This is a genomic window from Amycolatopsis sp. 3B14 (assembly GCF_050958625.1).
Classification (GTDB): domain Bacteria; phylum Actinomycetota; class Actinomycetes; order Mycobacteriales; family Pseudonocardiaceae; genus Amycolatopsis_E; species Amycolatopsis_E thermoflava.
Window position 1 is genome coordinate 23689 of sequence record NZ_JBHZEN010000009.1, and the last position, 18413, is coordinate 42101.

Sequence of the window (18413 nt, forward strand, 5' to 3'; positions counted from 1 at the left end):
TACTGGGCACGACGCTCACCGCCTCTTGCTCGAGTTGGTTGTCCGGTTGCCCCCCTGCGCTCTGCGAGATGGTCACCGCGTCACCGCCCGCCGGCCAGTGTCCGCTCGACCCACTCGTGGAATTCGCCGATGTGGTGTTCCGAGGGCACCAGGACCCCGCCGCGGGCGTAGGCGCGCGAGGACATCGCGGGCTGGCAGCGTTCGCAGGCGTCGAAGTCCTGCTGGTTCACGCGGTGGAACAGCTCGACCGAATGTGACACGTCGCGGCCGGAGTCCACCACTTCGCGGGCGTAGAGCCAGTCGCATTCGACGATCGTGCGGTCGACCGCCATCGGGAACATCCGGTGGATGATCACGTGGTCGGGCACGAGGTTGACGAACACCTGCGGCCGCACGGTGATCGCGTAGTAGCGGCGGTCCTGGTGCTCGTCCACCCCGCCGAGCCGGTCGAACCCGGCGCTGCCGTCGACCGTGAACCCGCTGACGTCCTCGCCGAACTCCGCGCCGTGGCCCACGTAGTACTGCGCGGCGTAGCCGTCGGCGAACTCCGGCAGCACCTCGGTCAGCTCGGGGTGGATCGTCGCGCAGTGGTAGCACTCCATGAAGTTCTCGATGATGAGCTTCCAGTTGGCCTTGACGTCGTAGGTGATCCGCCTGCCCAGGGCCAGCTCGTCGATGCCGTAGTTGCCGATCGCGTCCAGCTGCCCGAGCCGGCCTGCCACGTCCGCCTGCACCGTCTCCTCGAACGAGGGCGGCTCCTCGGCCAGGCACAGCCACGCGTAGCCGAGCCACTCCCGCAGGTGCACCGGCTTGAGGCCGTACTCGGTGCGGTCGATGTCCGGCATCGAGGTCAGGTTCGGCGCCGCGACGAGCTTGCCGTCCAGGCCGTAGGTCCACGCGTGGTAGGGGCACTGGAAGTTCCGCTTGACCGTGCCGCTCTCTTCCACGCACAGGCGGGCGCCGCGGTGGCGGCAGATGTTGAGGAAGGCCCGCAGGCCACCGTCGCGCGACCGGGTCACCAGCACGCTCTCGCGGCCGATCTGCACCGTGCGGAAGTTGCCGGGTTGCGGCAGGTCCGCGCTGCGGACCGCGCAGAACCACATCTGCTCGAAGATCTTCTCCTGCTCCAGGGCGAAGATCGTCTCGTCGGTGTAGGTGATCCCGCCGAGGGTGGGGATCAGGCTCGACGGAAGCCCGGGCTGGTCGGTGGACGGCGCGGTGGTGGTGTTCTCGGTCAACGAACGCTCCGTGGTGGTGTGAGTGACCGGGGACTGGTTGTTGCTTCTTCCGCAACACCTGCGTGATGTGCAACTGCGACGCGGACCACAGTGCGGCCTGCACACCGGCCCTGTCAAGACCTGAACCGGGGGTGGCGCGGAGTTTTCCTCCCGGCAACACGAAGCGCGAAATCCCTGCGACACAAGGGACTCACGAGTAACAAAGGTTCGCCGGAATCGGCTCTTGACCCCGCCGGACGCCGAGCCGTAGCGTGACGGCCAGTTGATATATCAGTCGGCGAACAGAGGTATGAGACCGGGAGGCAGCATGTCGGTGGCCATCGGCCGCGCTGGCGCACTCAGCCCCCAGCGAGTGCTCGGGCGTTCCCTGCCGGAAACCGATCCGGAGGTGCACGCGGCGATCGGGCGCGAGCTCGGCCGCCAGCGGGACACCCTGGAGATGATCGCGAGCGAGAACTTCGCGCCGCTGGCGGTGATGCAGGCGCAGGGGTCGGTGCTGACCAACAAGTACGCCGAGGGCTACGCCGGCCGCCGCTACTACGGGGGCTGCGAACACGTCGACGAGATCGAGACTCTGGCCATCAACCGGCTCAAAGCCCTCTTCGGCGCGGAGTACGCGAACGTGCAGCCGCATTCCGGCGCCCAGGCCAACGCCGCCGCCATGGCTGCGCTGCTGGAGCCCGGCGACACGATCCTCGGCCTGGACCTCGCGCACGGCGGGCACCTGACGCACGGGATGAAGCTCAACTTCTCCGGCCGCCTCTACGACGTGGCCGCCTACCACGTGCGCGCCGGGGACCACCGCGTCGACATGGACGAGGTCGAGCGGCTGGCCAGGGAGCGCAGGCCGAAGCTGATCGTCGCCGGCTGGTCGGCCTACCCGCGTCACCTGGACTTCGCCGCGTTCCGCCGGATCGCCGACGAGGTGGGCGCGTACCTGATGGTCGACATGGCGCACTTCGCCGGCCTGGTCGCGGCGGGCCTGCACCCCTCCCCCGTGCCGCACGCGCACGTCGTCACCTCGACCACGCACAAGACGCTCGGCGGCCCGCGCGGCGGCGTGATCCTGGCCGAGCCGTCGCTGGCGAAGAAGCTCAACAGCAGTGTCTTCCCCGGCCAGCAGGGCGGGCCGCTGGAGCACGTGATCGCAGGCAAGGCGGTGGCGTTCAAGCTCGCCGCCGAGCCCGAGTTCCGCGAGCGCCAGGAACGCACCCTGCAGGGCGCGAAGATCCTCGCCGACCGGTTCCTGCGCGAGAGCGGGATCGGGGTGCTGACCGGCGGCACCGACGTGCACCTGGTGCTGGCCGACCTCCGGGAGTCCGAATTGGACGGCAAGCAGGCCGAGGACCGGCTGCACGAGGTGGGGATCACCGTCAACCGCAACGCCGTCCCGTTCGACCCGCGCCCGCCGATGATCAGCTCGGGCCTGCGGTTCGGCACGCCCGCGCTGGCCGCCCGCGGGTTCGGCCCCGACGACTTCGCCGAGGTCGCCGACATCGCCGCGCTGGCCCTGCGCCCGGACGCCTCCACCGCCGACCTGGACAAGCTCGCCGCCCGCGTCGCCGACCTCACCGCCCGCCACCCCCTCTACCCGGAGCTGACGGCATGACCACCCCCCAGCCCCCTGGCGCGCACCTGCCCGACCACCCGGACTTCCTGTGGCGCAACCCGGAACCGAGGCGCAGCTACGACGTCGTGATCGTCGGCGGCGGCGGGCACGGCCTGGCCACCGCGCACTACCTCGCGCGCAACCACGGCATCACCAACGTCGCCGTGCTGGAGCGCGGCTGGCTGGCCGGCGGGAACATGGCCCGCAACACCACGCTGATCCGCTCCAACTACCTGTGGGACGCTTCCGCGGCGATCTACGAGCACGCCCTGAAGTTGTGGGAAGGCCTCGAGGACGACCTCGGTTACCCGATCCTATTCTCCCAGCGCGGCGTGCTGAACCTGGCCCACACCGAGCAGGACGTCCGCGACAGCGTGCGGCGGGTGGAGGCCAACAAGCTCAACGGCATCGACGCCGAATGGCTCTCCCCCGACGAGGTCGCCAAGGTCTGCCCGATCGTCAACGTCTCCGGCGACATCCGGTACCCGGTGCTGGGCGCGACCTACCAGCCGCGCGCCGGCATCGCCAAGCACGACTACGTCGCCTGGGGTTTCGCGCGCCGGGCCGACGAGGCCGGGATCGACCTGATCCAGGACTGCGAGGTCACCGGGTTCACTGTGGACGGTGACCGGGTGACCGGGGTGCGCACCAGCCGCGGCGACATTGGCTGCGGCACCGTCGCGCTGTGCGCGGCCGGGCATACCTCGGTGCTGCTGGACCAGCTGGGCGTGCGGGCGCCGCTGCAGTCGCACCCGCTGCAGGCCCTGGTGTCCGAGCTGCTGGAGCCGGTGCACCCGACGATCGTGATGTCCAACGCCGTGCACGTGTACGTGTCCCAGGCGCACAAGGGCGAACTGGTGATGGGCGCCGGGGTGGACTCCTACAACGGGTACGGCCAGCGGGGCGCGTTCCACATCATCGAGCGGCAGATGGCCGCCGCGGTGGAGCTGTTCCCGGTGTTCGCCCGGGCGCACCTGCTGCGCACCTGGGCCGGGATCGTCGACGTCACGCCGGACGCCTCGCCGATCGTCGGCCGCACGCCCTACGACAACGTCTACCTCAACTGCGGCTGGGGCACCGGCGGTTTCAAGGCCACCCCGGGCCTGGGCTGGTGCCTGGCCGACACCATCGCCAACGGCGAGCCGCACCCGTACGTGGAGCCGTTCGGCCTGGACCGCTTCGTCACCGGCGCGCTCGTCGACGAGCACGGCGCCGCCGCCGTCGCCCACTAGGAGCCACGCATGCAACTCATCACCTGCCCGTGGTGCGGGCCGCGCGAGGAAGTGGAGTTCCACTACGGCGGCCAGGCCCACCTCGCCTACCCGGACGACCCCGCCGCGTTGTCCGACGAGGAGTGGGCGCACTTCGTCTTCTTCCGCGACAACCCCAAGGGCCCGTTCGCCGAACGCTGGAGCCACGCCGCCGGCTGCCGTCGCTGGTTCAACGCGGTCCGCGACACCCGGACCTACGAGTTCCTGGCCGTGTACCCGATGGGCCAGTCCGCACCGGAGGTGGCGTCATGAGCCGCATCAAGGGTTACGGCCGGATCGACCGCACCCGCACCGTCGCGTTCACCTTCGACGGGGTTGCCTACACCGGCCACCCGGGCGACACGCTGGCCTCGGCGCTGCTCGCGCAGGGCGTGCACGCGGTGGGCACGAGCGTGAAGTTCGGCCGCCCGCGCGGGATCGGCGCGGCGTGGGTGGAGGACCCGACCGGGCTGGTGCAGATCGAGGAGCCGTTCCCGGAGCCGATGCTGCTCGCCGCGACCGTCGAGCTGACCGACGGGCTCGTCGCGCGCGGGCTCGCCGGGCAGGGACGGCTCGCGGAGGTGGCCGACACCGCCCGGTACGACCGCAAGCACACGCACTGCGACACGCTCGTCGTCGGGGCGGGCCCGGCCGGGTTGCTGGCCGCGCGGTCCGCGGCGCGGCGCGGGGAACGGGTCGTGCTCGTCGACGACCGGGCCGACGCGGGTGGTTCGCTGACCGGCACCGAGGTGATCGACGGGCGGCCGTCGCGCGAGTTCGTCGCCGAGGTGGTGGCCGAGCTGGCCGCCGCCCCGGAGGTGCTGCACCTGCAGCGCACCACGGCGTTCGGGCAGTACGACGACGGGTTCGTGCTGGCGCTGGAACGGCGCACCGACCACCTCGGCACCGCGGCGCCGCGCAACCTCTCCCGCCAGCGGGTGCACCGGATCCGCGCCCGGCACGTCGTGGTCGCGACCGGCGCACACGAGCGGCCGCTGGTGTTCGCCGACAACGACCGGCCGGGCATCATGCTCGCCTCTGCCGCACGCGACTACCTGCACCGCTATGGCGTGCTCGCCGGGCGCGAGGTCGTCGTGTTCACCACCAACGATTCCGCCTACGCCGCCGCGCTCGACCTGGAGCACGCCGGGGCGCGGGTCACCGTCCTCGACGCCCGCCCGGACGCGCCGGAACACTGGGCCGCGCTGTGCCGGGAACGGTCGATCGCCGTGCGGCCGGGCAGCGCCGTCGTCGGCACCACCGGCGAGGTCCGGATCACCGGCGTGGACACGGTCACCGCGGGCAAGGCCGAGTCGCTGCCATGCGACCTGCTCCTGACCTCCGGTGGCTGGAACCCCGCCGCGCACCTGTTCAGCCACGTCCGCGGCGCGTTGCGGTACGACCCCGCGCTGGGCGCCTTCCGCCCGGCCGAGCCGGTTCCCAGGGTGTCGGTGATCGGTGCCGCGAACGGCACGTTCGACCTCGCCGGCTGTCTGCGCGACGGCGCTGGGGACGACGCACCTGCCACGCCCGCGGAGCCGGAGACGGCGCCGCTGGTGCTGTGGCGCACCGAGGGCGACCCGGCCCGCCAGTTCGTGGACATCCAGCGCGACGCGACGGTCGCCGACATCGAGCGCGCGGTGGGCGCCGGGCTGCGGTCGGTGGAGCACATCAAGCGCTACACCACCATCGGCACCGCCCACGACCAGGGCAAGACGTCCGGGGTGATCGCCTCCGGCATCGTCGCCGAGCTGCTCGGCAAACCGGTCGAGGACACCGGCACCACGACGTTCCGCCCGCCCTACACCCCGGTGGCGTTCGCCGCGCTGGCCGGGCGCGAGCGCGGGAAGCTGTTCGACCCCGAGCGGATCACCTCGCTGCACAGCTGGCACGTCGCGGCCGGGGCGGTGTTCGAGGACGTCGGGCAGTGGAAGCGGGCCCGCTACTACCCGGCGCCGCACGAGAACATGGACACCGCCGTGCTGCGCGAGTGCGCCGCGGTCCGCGGCGGGGTCGGCATCCTGGACGGCTCCACCCTGGGCAAGATCGACGTGCAGGGCCCGGACGCCGCCGAGCTGCTCGACCGGCTCTACACCAACATGATGAGCACGCTCAAGGTCGGGCGCGTGCGCTACGGCGTCATGTGCGGCAACGACGGCATGGTGTTCGACGACGGCACCGTGCTGCGCCTGGCCGAGGACCGGTTCCTGGTCGTCACCACCACCGGCGGCGCGGCGCGCGTGCTGGACTGGATGGAGGAGTGGCTGCAGACCGAGTGGCCGGACCTGCGCGTGCACCTGACCTCGGTGACCGAGCAGTGGTCGGTGTTCCCGGTTGTCGGGCCGCGCTCGCGCGACGTGATCGCCGCGGCCTTCCCGCACCTGGACGTGTCCAACGAGGCGTTCCCGTTCATGTCCTGGCAGGACACCGAGGTCGACGGCGTGCCGGTGCGCATCGCCCGCATCTCGTTCTCCGGTGAGCTGGCCTTCGAGGTCAACGTGAACTCGTGGTACGCCAGGGCGATGTGGCTGCGCCTGCTCTCGGCCGGCGCGCGCTGGAACATCACCCCGTACGGCACGGAAACCATGCACGTGCTGCGCGCCGAGAAGGGCTACCCGATCGTCGGGCAGGACACCGACGGCACCGTCAGCCCGCACGATCTCGGCCTGGGCTGGGCGGTGTCGAAGAAGAAGCGGGACTTCGTCGGCAAGCGCTCGTTCTCCCGCCCGGAGAACACCAACCCGGAGCGCAAGCAGCTGGTGTCGCTCCTGCCTGCCGACGCCCGGACCAGACTGCCGGAGGGCTCCCAGGTCGTGGAGTTCCGCCCGGACGGCACCCTGCCCCCGCCGCCGGTGCCGATGCTCGGCCACGTCACCTCCAGCTACCACAGCGCCGAGCTGGGCCGTCCGTTCGCGCTGGCCCTGGTCAAGGGCGGGCAGTCGCGCATCGGCGACACCGTCCACGTCCCGGTCGACGGCGCCCTGGTGCCCGCCGAGATCGGCGGGATCGTGCTGGTCGACCCGGAAGGAGCACGCCGCGATGGCTGACCCCCGCCTCTACCCCACGCATCCGCTGCAGCAGTGGATCCCGTCGCTGGCCGCCGCGTCGCGCAACGTGCCCGGCCTGAACCTGGAGGCCGAGCCGACGGTGGCCGCGGTCGACCTGCGCGTCACGCCACCGGCGGACGTGCTCGGCACCCCGCTGCCCACCGAGCCCAACACGTGGGTCTACGCCGCCGACGGGCAGGTCGTCTGGCTCGGCCCGGACGAGTGGCTGGTCACCAGCACCGCCGCGCAAGGGCATGAGCTGGAAGCGCGGCTGGGCGCCGTGGTGCGGCCGCGCGGCGGGGCCGCCACCGACGTTTCCGCGCAGCGCACCGGAATCCGCGTCAGCGGGCGGCACGCGCGGGACGTCCTGGCCACCGGCTGCGCGCTCGACCTGCACCCGCTGGCGTTCCCCGCCGGGAGCGCCGCGCAGACCACGCTCGGACAGGCCCCGGTGCTGCTGCTCGCGCTCGGCGCGGGCGAGGACTTCCGCGTGTTCGTGCGGCCCTCGTTCGCCGGATACCTCGCCGACTGGCTCCTCGACGCGGCGCTGGAGTTCCAGCCCGCCGGGGCCACCTCGTAGACCACAGACAGGAGACCACGATGAGCACCACACCCCGGGTTGTCATCATCGGCGCCGGCATCGTCGGCGCGAACCTGGCCGACGAGCTGACCGAGCGCGGGTGGACCCGGATCACGGTCCTCGACCAGGGTCCGCTCCCGCTGACCGGCGGCTCGACCTCGCACGCGCCGGGCCTGGTGTACCAGACGAACCCGTCGAAGACGATGACCGAGTTCGCCACCTATACCGTCAACAAGCTGTCGAGCCTCGACGTCGACGGCGCCTGGTGCTTCAACCAGGTCGGCGGCCTGGAGGTCGCCACCACCCCGGAGCGCCTGGCCGACCTGCACCGCAAGCAGGGCTGGGCCACCTCGTGGGGCGTGCCCGGCGAAGTCGTCGGCCCCGAGGAGTGCGCGCGGCTGCACCCGCTGCTCGACCCCGAGCAGATCCTCGGCGGGTTCCACACCCCGACCGACGGGCTCGCGAAGGCCGCGCGCGCCGTCGTGGCCCTGCGGCGGCGCGCCGAATCCCGCGGCGCCGAGTTCCGCGGCAGCGTCCGGGTCACCGGCATCTCCCACACCGGCGGACGGGTCACCGGCGTGCGCACCACCGCCGGTGATTTCCCCGCCGACATCGTGGTGTCCTGCGCCGGGTTCTGGGGTCAGGCGATCGGCGAGATGGTCGGCATGCGGGTGCCGCTGCTGCCGCTGGCGCACCAGTACGTGCGCACCGGCCAGGTCGCGGACCTGGTGGGGCGCAACGACGAGCTGACCGAGGCCGGGCTGCCGATCCTGCGGCACCAGGACCGCGACCTGTACTACCGCGAGCACGTCGACTGCCTCGGCATCGGCTCCTACGCGCACCGCCCGATGCCGGTGCGTCTGTCCGACCTGCCCGAGGTCTCCGACGACGACCTGACCGAGGCGGCGATGCCGTCGATGCTGCCGTTCACCGAGGAGGACTTCGCGCCCTCCTGGGAGCACAGCAGGCAGCTGCTGCCGTCGCTGCGGTCGGCGAAGATCGAGACCGGGTTCAACGGGATCTTCTCCTTCACCCCGGACGGCGGCCCGCTGATCGGCGAGTCGCCCGACGTCGCCGGGTTCTGGATCGCCGAGGCGGTCTGGGTGACGCACTCCTCCGGCGTGGCGCGCTCGGTCGCGCAGCTGCTGGTCGACGGCCGCAGCGAGATCGCCCTGCACGGCTGCGACGTGCACCGGTTCGACGAGATCGAGACCACCGAGGCCTACGTCGACGAGACCGCGCAGCGCAACTTCGTGGAGATCTACGACGTGGTGCACCCGCTGCAGCCGAAGCTGTCGCCGCGGGACCTGCGGGTGAGCCCGTTCCACGCGCGGCAGAAGGAACTCGGCGCGTTCTTCCTGGAAGCGCACGGCTGGGAGCGGCCGCACTGGTACGAGGCGAACGCGCACCTGGTCAAGGACCTGCCGCCGGAGTGGCAGCCGCCGTCGCGGGACGCGTGGTCGGCGATGTTCCACTCCCCGATCGCCGCGGCCGAGGCGTGGCAGACCCGCACCGCGGTCGCCCTCTACGACATGACCCCGCTCAAGCGCCTGGAGGTGTCCGGGCCGGGCGCGCTGGCGTTCCTGGACCGGCTCACCACCGGCAAGATGGACAAGTCGGTCGGCTCGGTGACCTACACGCTCGCCCTGGACGAAGCCGGCGGGATCCGCAGCGACCTGACGGTGGCCCGGCTGGGCGAGGACCGCTTCCAGGTCGGCGCGAACGGCAACCTCGACCTGGCCTACTTCCGGTCCGAGGCAGGCGGTGACGTGCAGGTCCGCGACATCACGGGTGGCACCTGCTGCATCGGCGTGTGGGGTCCGCTGGCGCGCGACCTGGTGCAGCCGCTGAGCCGGGACGACTTCTCGCACGAGGCGCTGAAGTACTTCCGCTGCATGCCCGCGCACATCGCCGGGATCCCGGTCACCGCGATGCGACTGTCCTATGTGGGCGAACTCGGCTGGGAGATCTACACCAGCGCCGAGTACGGGCAGCGGCTGTGGGACGTGCTGTTCGAGGCCGGCCGCCCGCTCGGGGTGATCGCCGCGGGCCGCGCCGCGTTCAACAGCCTGCGACTGGAGAAGGGCTACCGGTCGTGGGGCGCGGACATGACCACCGAGCACAACCCGTACGAGGCCGGGCTCGGGTTCGCGGTGCGCAAGCAGAAGGGCGACTTCGTCGGCCGGGACGCGATCGCCGAGGTCACCGACGAGACCGTGACGCGCCGGCTGTCGTGCCTGACGATCGACGACGGCCGCAGCGTGGTGCTGGGTGCGGAGCCGGTGTTCCTCGACGACGAACCCGCCGGGTACGTCACCTCGGCCGCGTTCGCGCACACCCTGGGCGTGCCGATCGCCTACGCGTGGCTGCCCGCCGCCGCGACGCCCGGCACGGCGGTCGAGATCGGTTACTTCGGCCGCCGGGTGCGCGCCACCGTGGCCGCCGAACCCCTGGTCGACCCCGAGATGCTGCGCATCCGGCGCTGAGGACGGACACCGATGCGCACATCCACCCTCGAAGCGTTCCTCGACGCGCTCGCCGCCCGGGTGCCCGCCCCGGGCGGCGGCGCGACCGCCGCGCTGCACGCCGCCCAGGGTGCGGCGCTGGTCGCGATGGTGGCCCGGTACAGCGACGGCGAAAAGTACCGGCAGGACGCCGACGCGATCGCGCAGATCCGGGCCAACGCCGACGATCTGCGCGCCCTCGCCCTGGCACTGGCCGAAAAGGACGCGGCCGCCTTCCAGGCCGTCACCCGCGCCTACGCGCTGCCGAAATCCACCGAGCGCGAGAAGGTGGCCCGGTCGCGGGCGATCGGCGCGGCACTGGTGGAGGCCGGGCGGGTCCCGGCCCGCGTCATCGCGGTCGCCAAGCAGATCGTCAACCTCACCGAACGGCTCCAGCCGATCGGCAACCGCAACGTGATCAGCGACGTCGCCGCGGCGGCCGACGCGGCGCGGGCGGCGCTGTCCACGGCCAGGGTGAACGTCGAGATCAACCTGTCCGGCATCGGCGAGGGCCCGGCCCGCGACGAGCTGACCGCGGCGATCGCCACCGTGGACCAGGCGATCGCCCGCGCCGAGGACGTGACCACCGCCGTGCGGAAGCGGATCATGCGATGACGGCCGTCCTCAGTGGAACCGAGCTGGGTCGGCACATCCGGGCCGAGGTCTCGGCCGAGGCCGCGGCCCTGTCCGAGCGGGGCGTGCACCCCCGCCTGGCCGTCGTGGTCGCCACCGACGACGAGTCCAGCGCCTGGTACGTGCGCTCGATCGCCAAGACCGCGGCCCGCAGCGGTGTGCAGTGCGATGTCGTGGACCTCGGCGCGGCCGCCACCCCGGCCGGGATCACCGCCGAGCTGGCGCGGCTCAGCGCCGATCCGGCGGTGCACGGGATCATCCTGCAGACCCCGCTGCCCGGCGACGCCCGGCTGGAGGAGCTGGCCACCGCCATCGACCCGGCCAAGGACGTCGACGGCGCGAATCCGCTGTCGCTCGGCCGTCTCACCGCCGGTCTGCCGGCGCACCCGCCGGCGACGGCCGCGGCGGTACTGGCGCTGCTCGACCACTACGCGGTACCCCTGGCCGGGCGCCGCGCCGTGGTGGTCGGCCGCTCCACCGTGGTCGGCAAGCCCGCGGCGCAGCTGCTGCTGGCCAGGGACGCGACCGTGACGATCTGCCACCGCCACACCGCGGACCTCGCCGCCTGCACGCGGGAGTCCGACGTCCTCGTGGTGGCCGTCGGCAGGGCCGGACTGATCACCGCCGAGCACGTCGCCCCGCACGCGGTGGTCGTCGACGTGGGCACCAACCCCACCCCGGACGGCGGCCTCGCCGGGGACGCCGACGCGCGGTCGCTGTCCGGCCGCGTCGCGGCGCTGACGCCGGTGCCGGGCGGGGTCGGGCCGGTGACCACCGCGCTCCTCCTCCGGCACACCATCACCGCAGCGTCCCGTTAGGACCGTCATGACCGGGAACCCCCTCGCCGTCCGGACACCGGTGCCGGAGCTGCTGACCGAGCCACGCACCCTGGTCTGCGGCATCGTGAACGTGACGCCGGATTCGTTCTCCGACGGCGGCCTCTTCCACTCCCACGCGGCCGCGGTCGAGCACGGGGAACGGCTGGCGGCCGAGGGAGCCGACCTGCTCGACGTCGGTGGTGAGTCCACCCGGCCCGGTGCCCGTCCGCCCACCCCGGCCGAGGAGCTGGACCGGGTGGTGCCGGTGATCGCCCGGCTGGCCCGCGTGGTGGACGTGCCGATCTCGGTCGACACGTCCCGCCCCGACGTGATGCGTGCCGCGGTGGACGCCGGGGCCGCGATGATCAACGACGTGCGCGCGCTGCGGCACCCCGGCGCTTTGCGGGCCGCGGCCGGGCTCGGCGTGCCGGTGTGCCTGACCCACATGCTCCGGCCCCCGCACCTGATGCAGCGCGATCCGCGCTACACCGACGTGGTCGCCGAGGTGCGGGACTTCCTGCGGGCCCGCATCGAATCCTGCCTGGAGGCCGGCATCCCGGCGGAGCACGTGATCGCCGATCCGGGGTTCGGCTTCGGCAAGACGCTGGAGCACAACCTGGCCCTGCTCGGCGCGCTGCCTGCCTTCCGGTCGCTGGGCGTACCGGTGATGGTGGGGCTGTCCCGCAAGGCGATGCTCGGTCAGGTCACCGGCCGTCCGGTCGGGCAGCGCACGGTCGCGTCGGTGACCGCCGCGGTGCTGGCCGCGCAGCGCGGCGCGAAGATCGTGCGGGTGCACGACGTCGCCGCCACGCGCGACGGCCTCGCGGTCCTGGAGGCGCTGCCGTGAACCGGTCAGATGATCGCGCGGATCGCCTTCTCGAAGCCGGTGACGTGCACGAGGGCCAGCTCGGCCGCGGTGTCCGCGTCGCCGTCGGCGATCGCCCGCAGCAGGGCGGTGTGCTCGCCGACGTGCCGGTCGAAGTGCGGCATCCGGTCCAGGAACAGGCAGAAGATGCGCGTCGCCAGGTTGTCGTAGCGGACCAGCGTGTCCTCCAGGTGCGGGTTGCCCGCCGCGCGGTAGATCGCGCGGTGCACCCGCAGGTCGCAGCGCATCAGCTCGGTGCGTTCGAGCGCCCGCACGTCCAGGTCGGCGACCTCGTCGGCGAGTTCGGCGAGCTCGGACTTCACGCCAGGGCCGGCGGTCTCGGCGGCGCGCCGGGCGGCGAGGGGTTCGAGCTGGACGCGGATCTCCGAGATGTAGGCCAGGTCGGTGATGTCGACGCCGGTGGCGAACGTGCCGCGCCGCGGGTAGGACACGACCAGCCGGTCGACCTCCAGGCGTTTGAGCGCCTCCCGCACCGGCGTGCGGCCGAGCCCGAGCGACGCGGACAACGCGGTGTCGTCGATCGGCGCCATCGGCGGAATGTCCAGCATGATCAGCCGGTCCTGGATCGCCGTGTAGGCGCGCTCGGCCAGGGAGACCGGCGGCCCCTCGAGTTCCTGCTGTCGAACGGTCACGAACGCCATCCTATCCGCTGAAAACCACGATCCGTCATTCTGGTATATCAACCCTACATCAGGAGGGACCATGACGGTCTCCGTCTTCGACCTCTTCAAGGTCGGCATCGGTCCGTCCAGTTCGCACACGGTCGGCCCGATGCGGGCCGCGTACCTGTTCGGCTCCCGCCTGGCGGAGACCGGGCTCCTGCCCCGCACGGCGGGGCTGCGCTGCGAGCTGTTCGGCTCGCTGGGCGCGACCGGGCACGGGCACGGCAGCGTCAAGGCGGTCGTGCTGGGGCTGTCCGGGGAGCAGCCGCACCTGGTCGACCCGGTCGCCGCCGAGCCCGCGGTGACCGCGGCCAGAGCGGACGGCGCGATCTCACTGCTCGGCAAGCACCGGATCGCCTTCTCCGTCGACGAGGACATCGTGCTGCACCGCCGGAAGCGGCTGGACTTCCACAGCAACGGGATGGTGTTCACGGCCTTCGGTGACGGCGGCGAGGTGCTCGACCGGCGGGAGTACTACTCGGTCGGCGGCGGTTTCGTGCTCGACCAGGACGAAACCGGCCGCCGGGCGCTGGTGCCCGATCCCACCCCGGTGCGCTATCCGTTCACCACCGCCGACGGGCTGCTCGCGCACACGCGCGACACGGGCCTGCGCATCAGCGATCTCATGCTGGCCAACGAGTTGTCCTGGCGGGGCGAGGCGGAGATCCGCGCCGGGCTGCTGCGGATCTGGTCGGTGATGCGCGAGTGCGTGCACCGCGGCACACACACCGGCGGCGTGCTGCCGGGCGGGCTGAAGGTGCGCCGGCGCGCCAACGACCTGCGGGAGCGGCTGGAACGCGACTCGGGTGAGCCGGACGCGCTGCACGCCATGGAGTGGGTCACCCTGTTCGCCCTCGCGGTGAACGAGGAGAACGCGGCGGGGGGCCGGGTGGTCACCGCGCCCACCAACGGCGCGGCCGGGATCGTGCCCGCGGTGCTGCACTACGCGGACAAGTTCCTGCCCGCCTTCGACGACGACGCGGCCGTGCGGTTCCTGCTCACCGCCGGGGCGATCGGGTCGCTGTTCAAGGAGAACGCCTCGATCTCCGGCGCCGAGGTCGGGTGCCAGGGCGAGGTCGGGTCCGCGTGCTCGATGGCCGCGGCCGGTCTCGCGGAGATCATCGGCGGGACCCCGGAGCAGGTGGAGAACGCGGCCGAGATCGGCATCGAGCACAACCTCGGCCTGACCTGCGATCCGGTGGGCGGGCTGGTGCAGATCCCGTGCATCGAGCGCAACGCGATCGCCTCGGTCAAGGCGATCACCGCCGCGCGGATGGCGGTGCGCGGCGACGGCCGCCACCACGTGTCGCTGGACAAGGCCATCAAGACGATGCGCGAGACCGGCGCCGACATGAAGGACAAGTACAAGGAGACCGCCCGCGGCGGGCTGGCTCTCAACATCGTGGAATGCTGAGGAGACAACCGATGACGCGCTCGTTCACGCTCACCCTGGACTGCCCGAACCGGACCGGGATCGTCCATGCCGTCAGCGCCTACCTCGTCGAGCATGGTGGCAACATCGAGGAGTACCAGCAGTTCGACGACCCGGTGCGCAAGCGGCTTTTCCTGCGCACCAAGGTCACCACGGACGCCGAGGTGGACCTCGGCGAGCTGTCCCGCGGTTTCGAGCCGGTCGCCGCGGACTTCGCCATGTCGTATGCGTTCCACCCGGACCGCAACGCGCGCGTCCTGGTGATGGTGTCCAAGCAGGGTCACTGCCTCAACGACCTCATCTTCCGCTGGCGCGCGGGCAGTCTGGGCGCGGACATCGTCGCGGTGGTGTCCAATCACGACGATCTGCGCCCGATGGCGGAGGCGGCCGGGTTGCCGTTCCTGCACATCCCGGTGACCCCGGAAACCAAGCCCCAGGCGGAGGCGCGGCTGCTGGAGGTGGTGGAGGAGTACGAGGCGGAGCTGGTGGTGCTCGCCCGGTACATGCAGGTGCTGTCCGACCAGCTATGCAAGGCGCTGCACGGCCGAGCGATCAACATCCACCACTCGTTCCTGCCCGGGTTCAAGGGCGCGAAGCCCTACCACCAGGCCTACGACCGGGGAGTGAAGCTCGTCGGCGCGACGGCGCACTACGTGACGCCCGACCTGGACGAGGGCCCGATCATCGAGCAGGAGGTCATCCGCATCGACCACACCTACGACCCGCGCGCACTGCAAACGGTAGGCCGCGACGCGGAGGCGCTGGCGCTGTCCCGGGCGGTCCGCTGGCACTGCGAACGCCGCGTGCTGCTCAACGGCAACAGCACCGTGGTCTTCCCCTGACCCGCGACGCCCGCGAACCGGCCGCGCCGTGCACTGTGGACAGCGGGCCCACCGAGCCGCACCCGAGCGGGCCGCGATGCCGAGGCACCGCCGCGCCCGAGCATTCCGCCGGCACGTGGCCATCCAGCGACGCCCGCGAACCGGCCGCGCCGCGCACTATGGACAACGGACCCGCGGACCACCCGTCACCGCGGGCCGAGGTAGCCGACGCCCCGGAACATTCCGCCGGCACGTGGCCATTCGGCAACGCCCGCGAACCGGCCGCGCCGCGCACTATGGACAGCGGGCCCGCGGGCCACCCGTCACCGCGGGCCGAGGTAGCCGACGCGAAAGCTGATCTCCTCGGCCCCGGCGACGATCTTCTCCGCGATGTCCGGATAGGACGATGGCTCCATCCGGTACGCCGGCCCGGAGACCGACAGCGCCGCGATCACGTCCCCGTTCGCGGCGCGGATCGGGGCGGCCACCGCGTTGAGTCCGACCTCCAGCTCCTCCACGGTGCACGCCCAGCCGCGCTCGCGGACCTGCTCGAGCTCCTCGGCGAGCTTGTCCCGGTCGGTGCGGGTGTTCGGCGTGAACGCGGGCAGCTCGACCAGCGCGGACTCCCGGTCGTCGTCGCCTGCCCAGGCCAGCAGGACCTTGCCGCTGGAGGTGGCGTGCAGCGGGGTGCGCTGGCCGATCCAGTTCCGCGCCGTCACCGCCGCCGAGCCGTAGATCTGCATGATGTTGGTCGCCTGACCCTGGTCCACCACGGCGACGTTCACGGTCTCGTCGAGTTCCGCGGCGAGCCGCTCGCACACCGCGCGGCTCTCCCGCGACAGGTCGAGCCGGGCCGTGGTGGCGCCGGCCAGGCGCACGATGCCGAACCCGAGGCGGTACTTGCCGCGCTCGCTGACCTGTTCCACCAGCTGCCACGCCTCGAGCGCGCCGACGAGGCGGAACGCGGTGGATTTGTGCACGTCCAGTTCCTGGGCGATCTCGGTGACACCGGCCTCGCCCCGTCTGGCCAGGATGTCCAGGATGGCGATCGCCCGGTCCACCGACTGGACCTGACTCGCGGACCCGTTCGTAGAGCGCTCGTTGTTCCGCATACCGCAACTCTACTCACATGACACAATTTCCCACTTCCAGGCCTTGACCGCTCCCCCCGCACTGCCGCACTCTGTTGCGGATAGCACGTGTAGTTGTGCATTACACAACGGAGCCGCCTCATGATTCCCGTCTGCGCTCTCCAGGACCTCCCCGTCGGCGAAGCCGTCCGCATCGAAGCCGAAGTGCCGATCGCGGTGTTCAACGTCGACGGCACGCTGTACGCGATCGACGACACCTGCACCCACCAGGACGCCTCGCTGGCCGACGGCTGGCTGGACGGCTGCGCGGTGGAGTGCCCCTTGCACGCCGCCTGCTTCGACCTGCGCACCGGAATGCCGAGCGGGCCCCCGGCCAAGAAGCCGGTGCGCACGCACGAGGTCGTCGTGGTCGACGGGCAGATCTACGTCAACGTCAACGCGCCGCAGCGGATGGGGGTCTGATGCGCGTGATCGCCATCGCCGGCGCGTCGCTGGCCGGCCTGTCCACGGCGCGCGCGCTGCGGGAGGCCGGCTTCGACGGGCGGGTGGTCGTCGTCGGCGACGAGCCGCACCGGCCCTACGACCGGCCGCCGCTGTCGAAGGAGTTCCTCGCGGGCACGATGTCCGCGGCCGAGCTGGCGCTGGAGAGCGACGACGAGGACCTGGACGTGGACTGGCGCCTGGGCGCGCGGGCCGTGACCCTGGACCCGGCGCTGCGGACGATCGTGCTCGACTCGGGCGAGCGGATCGTCTGCGACGGCGTGGTCCTGGCGACCGGCGCGCGGGCCCGCCGCCTGCCGGGCTCACCGCTCGCCGGTGTGCACACCCTGCGCACCCTGGACGATGCGATCGCACTGCGGGCGGAGCTCGTCCCGGGCGCGCGGCTGGTGGTGATCGGGGCCGGGTTCATCGGCGCCGAGGTGGCCTCGACCGCCCGCGGGCTCGGCCTGGCGGTCACGGTGGTCGAGCAGCAGGCCGTGCCGCTCGCCGGGCCGCTCGGCGCCGAGCTGGGCGGCGTGTGCGCGGCGCTGCACGGCGAGCACGGGGTCGAGCTGATCACCGGCGTCGGTGTGGCCGGGCTGACCGGCGCGGACCGGGTGCGGTCGGTGCACCTGACCGACGGCCGCGAACTGGCTGCGGACGTCGTGGTCGTGGGGGTCGGCGCGGTGCCGAACACCGAGTGGCTGGCCGGGTCCGGTTTGGACGCGGAGCGGGGCGTGCGGACGGACGCCCGGTGCGCGACCGGCATCCCGTCGGTGGTGGCGGTCGGCGACTGCGCGGTGGCGCACAACCCGTTCGCCGGCGCCGAGATCAGGCTCGAACACTGGACCAACGCGCTCGAGCAACCGGCCACCGCCGCGGCGACCCTGCTCGGTCATGAGCAGCTGCCCAGCCCGCGCGCGCCCTACTTCTGGTCCGATCAGTACGGGGCGCGCCTGCAGTTCGCGGGCCACCGCCGCGACGGCGACCGGATGGAGGTCGTCGACGGCGACCCGGCCGCGCGCCGGTTCAGCGCCGTGTTCCGGCGGGGCGACCGCCCGGTGGCCGTGTTCGCGATGAACCAGCCGAGTGTGTTCGGCCGCTGGCGCCGCGAGCTGCGCGCCGCCGCTCCGGAGCCGGTATGAACGGCCCATTCATGCCGTGATGATGGGGTCTGTGGTGGGTAGATGAACGGCGCGTTCATGTCTTCGCATGTGGATGGGCCGGCGGTGCCGCGATGAACGGTCCATTCATGCAGCCGCCATGGGGCCTGTGGCGGGTGGATGAACGGTCCACTCATGCCTTCCAGCGGATAGGCATGTCGCACCCCAATGAATGGTCCGTTCATAGGCTCGCCGGTCG

Annotated in this window: 16 protein-coding genes; 13 read left to right on the forward strand and 3 right to left on the reverse strand. The window is 72.1% G+C overall.

From position 1 onward, the window contains the following. Positions 1–80: 80 nt before the first annotated feature. The gene (locus ACCP09_RS06235; protein ID WP_027935257.1) at positions 81–1238 is read right to left on the reverse strand and encodes an aromatic ring-hydroxylating oxygenase subunit alpha; all 1158 of its coding nucleotides are present in this window, start codon (positions 1236–1238) and stop codon (positions 81–83) included. Between the two features lie 307 nt (positions 1239–1545). Between ACCP09_RS06235 and glyA the strand changes: the two genes are divergently transcribed. From glyA to folP, 9 genes are read left to right on the forward strand one after another with little or no spacing between them, the layout of a single operon-like run. Further along, positions 1546–2847, forward strand: coding sequence for a serine hydroxymethyltransferase (glyA, locus tag ACCP09_RS06240; protein WP_433743825.1), 1302 nt, complete (start codon positions 1546–1548; stop codon positions 2845–2847). Next, complete coding sequence (locus ACCP09_RS06245) at positions 2844–4079, forward strand: sarcosine oxidase subunit beta family protein (protein WP_433743828.1); 1236 nt, start codon at positions 2844–2846, stop codon at positions 4077–4079. Before glyA ends, ACCP09_RS06245 begins: the two co-directional genes overlap by 4 nt. Before the next feature lie 9 nt (positions 4080–4088). Continuing rightward, the gene (locus ACCP09_RS06250; protein WP_017983404.1) at positions 4089–4370 is read left to right on the forward strand and encodes a sarcosine oxidase subunit delta; all 282 of its coding nucleotides are present in this window, start codon (positions 4089–4091) and stop codon (positions 4368–4370) included. After that, positions 4367–7144: a 2Fe-2S iron-sulfur cluster-binding protein gene (locus ACCP09_RS06255; protein ID WP_433743831.1), complete on the forward strand. Its 2778-nt coding sequence runs from the start codon at positions 4367–4369 to the stop codon at positions 7142–7144. Before ACCP09_RS06250 ends, ACCP09_RS06255 begins: the two co-directional genes overlap by 4 nt. Continuing rightward, on the forward strand, positions 7137–7724 hold the full coding sequence (locus ACCP09_RS06260) for a sarcosine oxidase subunit gamma (protein ID WP_433743834.1): 588 nt from the start codon (positions 7137–7139) through the stop codon (positions 7722–7724). The genes ACCP09_RS06255 and ACCP09_RS06260 overlap by 8 nt, the downstream gene beginning before the upstream one ends. A gap of 20 nt (positions 7725–7744) precedes the next feature. Continuing rightward, a complete protein-coding gene (locus tag ACCP09_RS06265) occupies positions 7745–10210 on the forward strand; it encodes a GcvT family protein (protein WP_433743837.1) in 2466 nt (821 codons plus the stop codon). A gap of 12 nt (positions 10211–10222) precedes the next feature. Beyond that, positions 10223–10843 (forward strand): cyclodeaminase/cyclohydrolase family protein, encoded by a 621-nt coding sequence (locus ACCP09_RS06270; RefSeq protein WP_433743840.1) that lies wholly within the window; start codon positions 10223–10225, stop codon positions 10841–10843. Then, the gene (locus tag ACCP09_RS06275) at positions 10840–11679 is read left to right on the forward strand and encodes a bifunctional 5,10-methylenetetrahydrofolate dehydrogenase/5,10-methenyltetrahydrofolate cyclohydrolase (protein ID WP_433743843.1); all 840 of its coding nucleotides are present in this window, start codon (positions 10840–10842) and stop codon (positions 11677–11679) included. Before ACCP09_RS06270 ends, ACCP09_RS06275 begins: the two co-directional genes overlap by 4 nt. Positions 11680–11686: 7 nt before the next feature. Then, positions 11687–12526: a dihydropteroate synthase gene (gene folP, locus ACCP09_RS06280; RefSeq protein WP_433743846.1), complete on the forward strand. Its 840-nt coding sequence runs from the start codon at positions 11687–11689 to the stop codon at positions 12524–12526. Between the two features lie 5 nt (positions 12527–12531). On the opposite strand, the gene ACCP09_RS06285 is transcribed toward folP, so the two are convergent. Then, the gene (locus ACCP09_RS06285; protein ID WP_027935247.1) at positions 12532–13206 is read right to left on the reverse strand and encodes a GntR family transcriptional regulator; all 675 of its coding nucleotides are present in this window, start codon (positions 13204–13206) and stop codon (positions 12532–12534) included. 61 nt (positions 13207–13267) lie between these two features. On the opposite strand from ACCP09_RS06285, the gene ACCP09_RS06290 reads away from it, so the two are divergent. Both ACCP09_RS06290 and purU read left to right on the forward strand, forming a co-directional pair. Then, entirely contained in the window at positions 13268–14641 is a 1374-nt protein-coding gene (locus tag ACCP09_RS06290; protein WP_433743850.1) for an L-serine ammonia-lyase, read from the forward strand. Between the two features lie 11 nt (positions 14642–14652). After that, positions 14653–15501 (forward strand): formyltetrahydrofolate deformylase, encoded by an 849-nt coding sequence (gene purU, locus ACCP09_RS06295; RefSeq protein ID WP_378365041.1) that lies wholly within the window; start codon positions 14653–14655, stop codon positions 15499–15501. Between the two features lie 302 nt (positions 15502–15803). Here the strand turns inward: purU and ACCP09_RS06300 are convergent, their stop codons facing one another. Beyond that, positions 15804–16592: an IclR family transcriptional regulator gene (locus ACCP09_RS06300; RefSeq protein ID WP_433743853.1), complete on the reverse strand. Its 789-nt coding sequence runs from the start codon at positions 16590–16592 to the stop codon at positions 15804–15806. A gap of 120 nt (positions 16593–16712) precedes the next feature. Here ACCP09_RS06300 and ACCP09_RS06305 point away from each other — a divergent pair, with 120 nt between their 5' ends. Then, a complete protein-coding gene (locus tag ACCP09_RS06305; protein ID WP_020419952.1) occupies positions 16713–17033 on the forward strand; it encodes a bifunctional 3-phenylpropionate/cinnamic acid dioxygenase ferredoxin subunit in 321 nt (106 codons plus the stop codon). Continuing rightward, positions 17033–18196, forward strand: coding sequence for an NAD(P)/FAD-dependent oxidoreductase (locus ACCP09_RS06310; RefSeq protein ID WP_433743857.1), 1164 nt, complete (start codon positions 17033–17035; stop codon positions 18194–18196). The genes ACCP09_RS06305 and ACCP09_RS06310 overlap by 1 nt, the downstream gene beginning before the upstream one ends. Positions 18197–18413 lie beyond the last annotated feature (217 nt).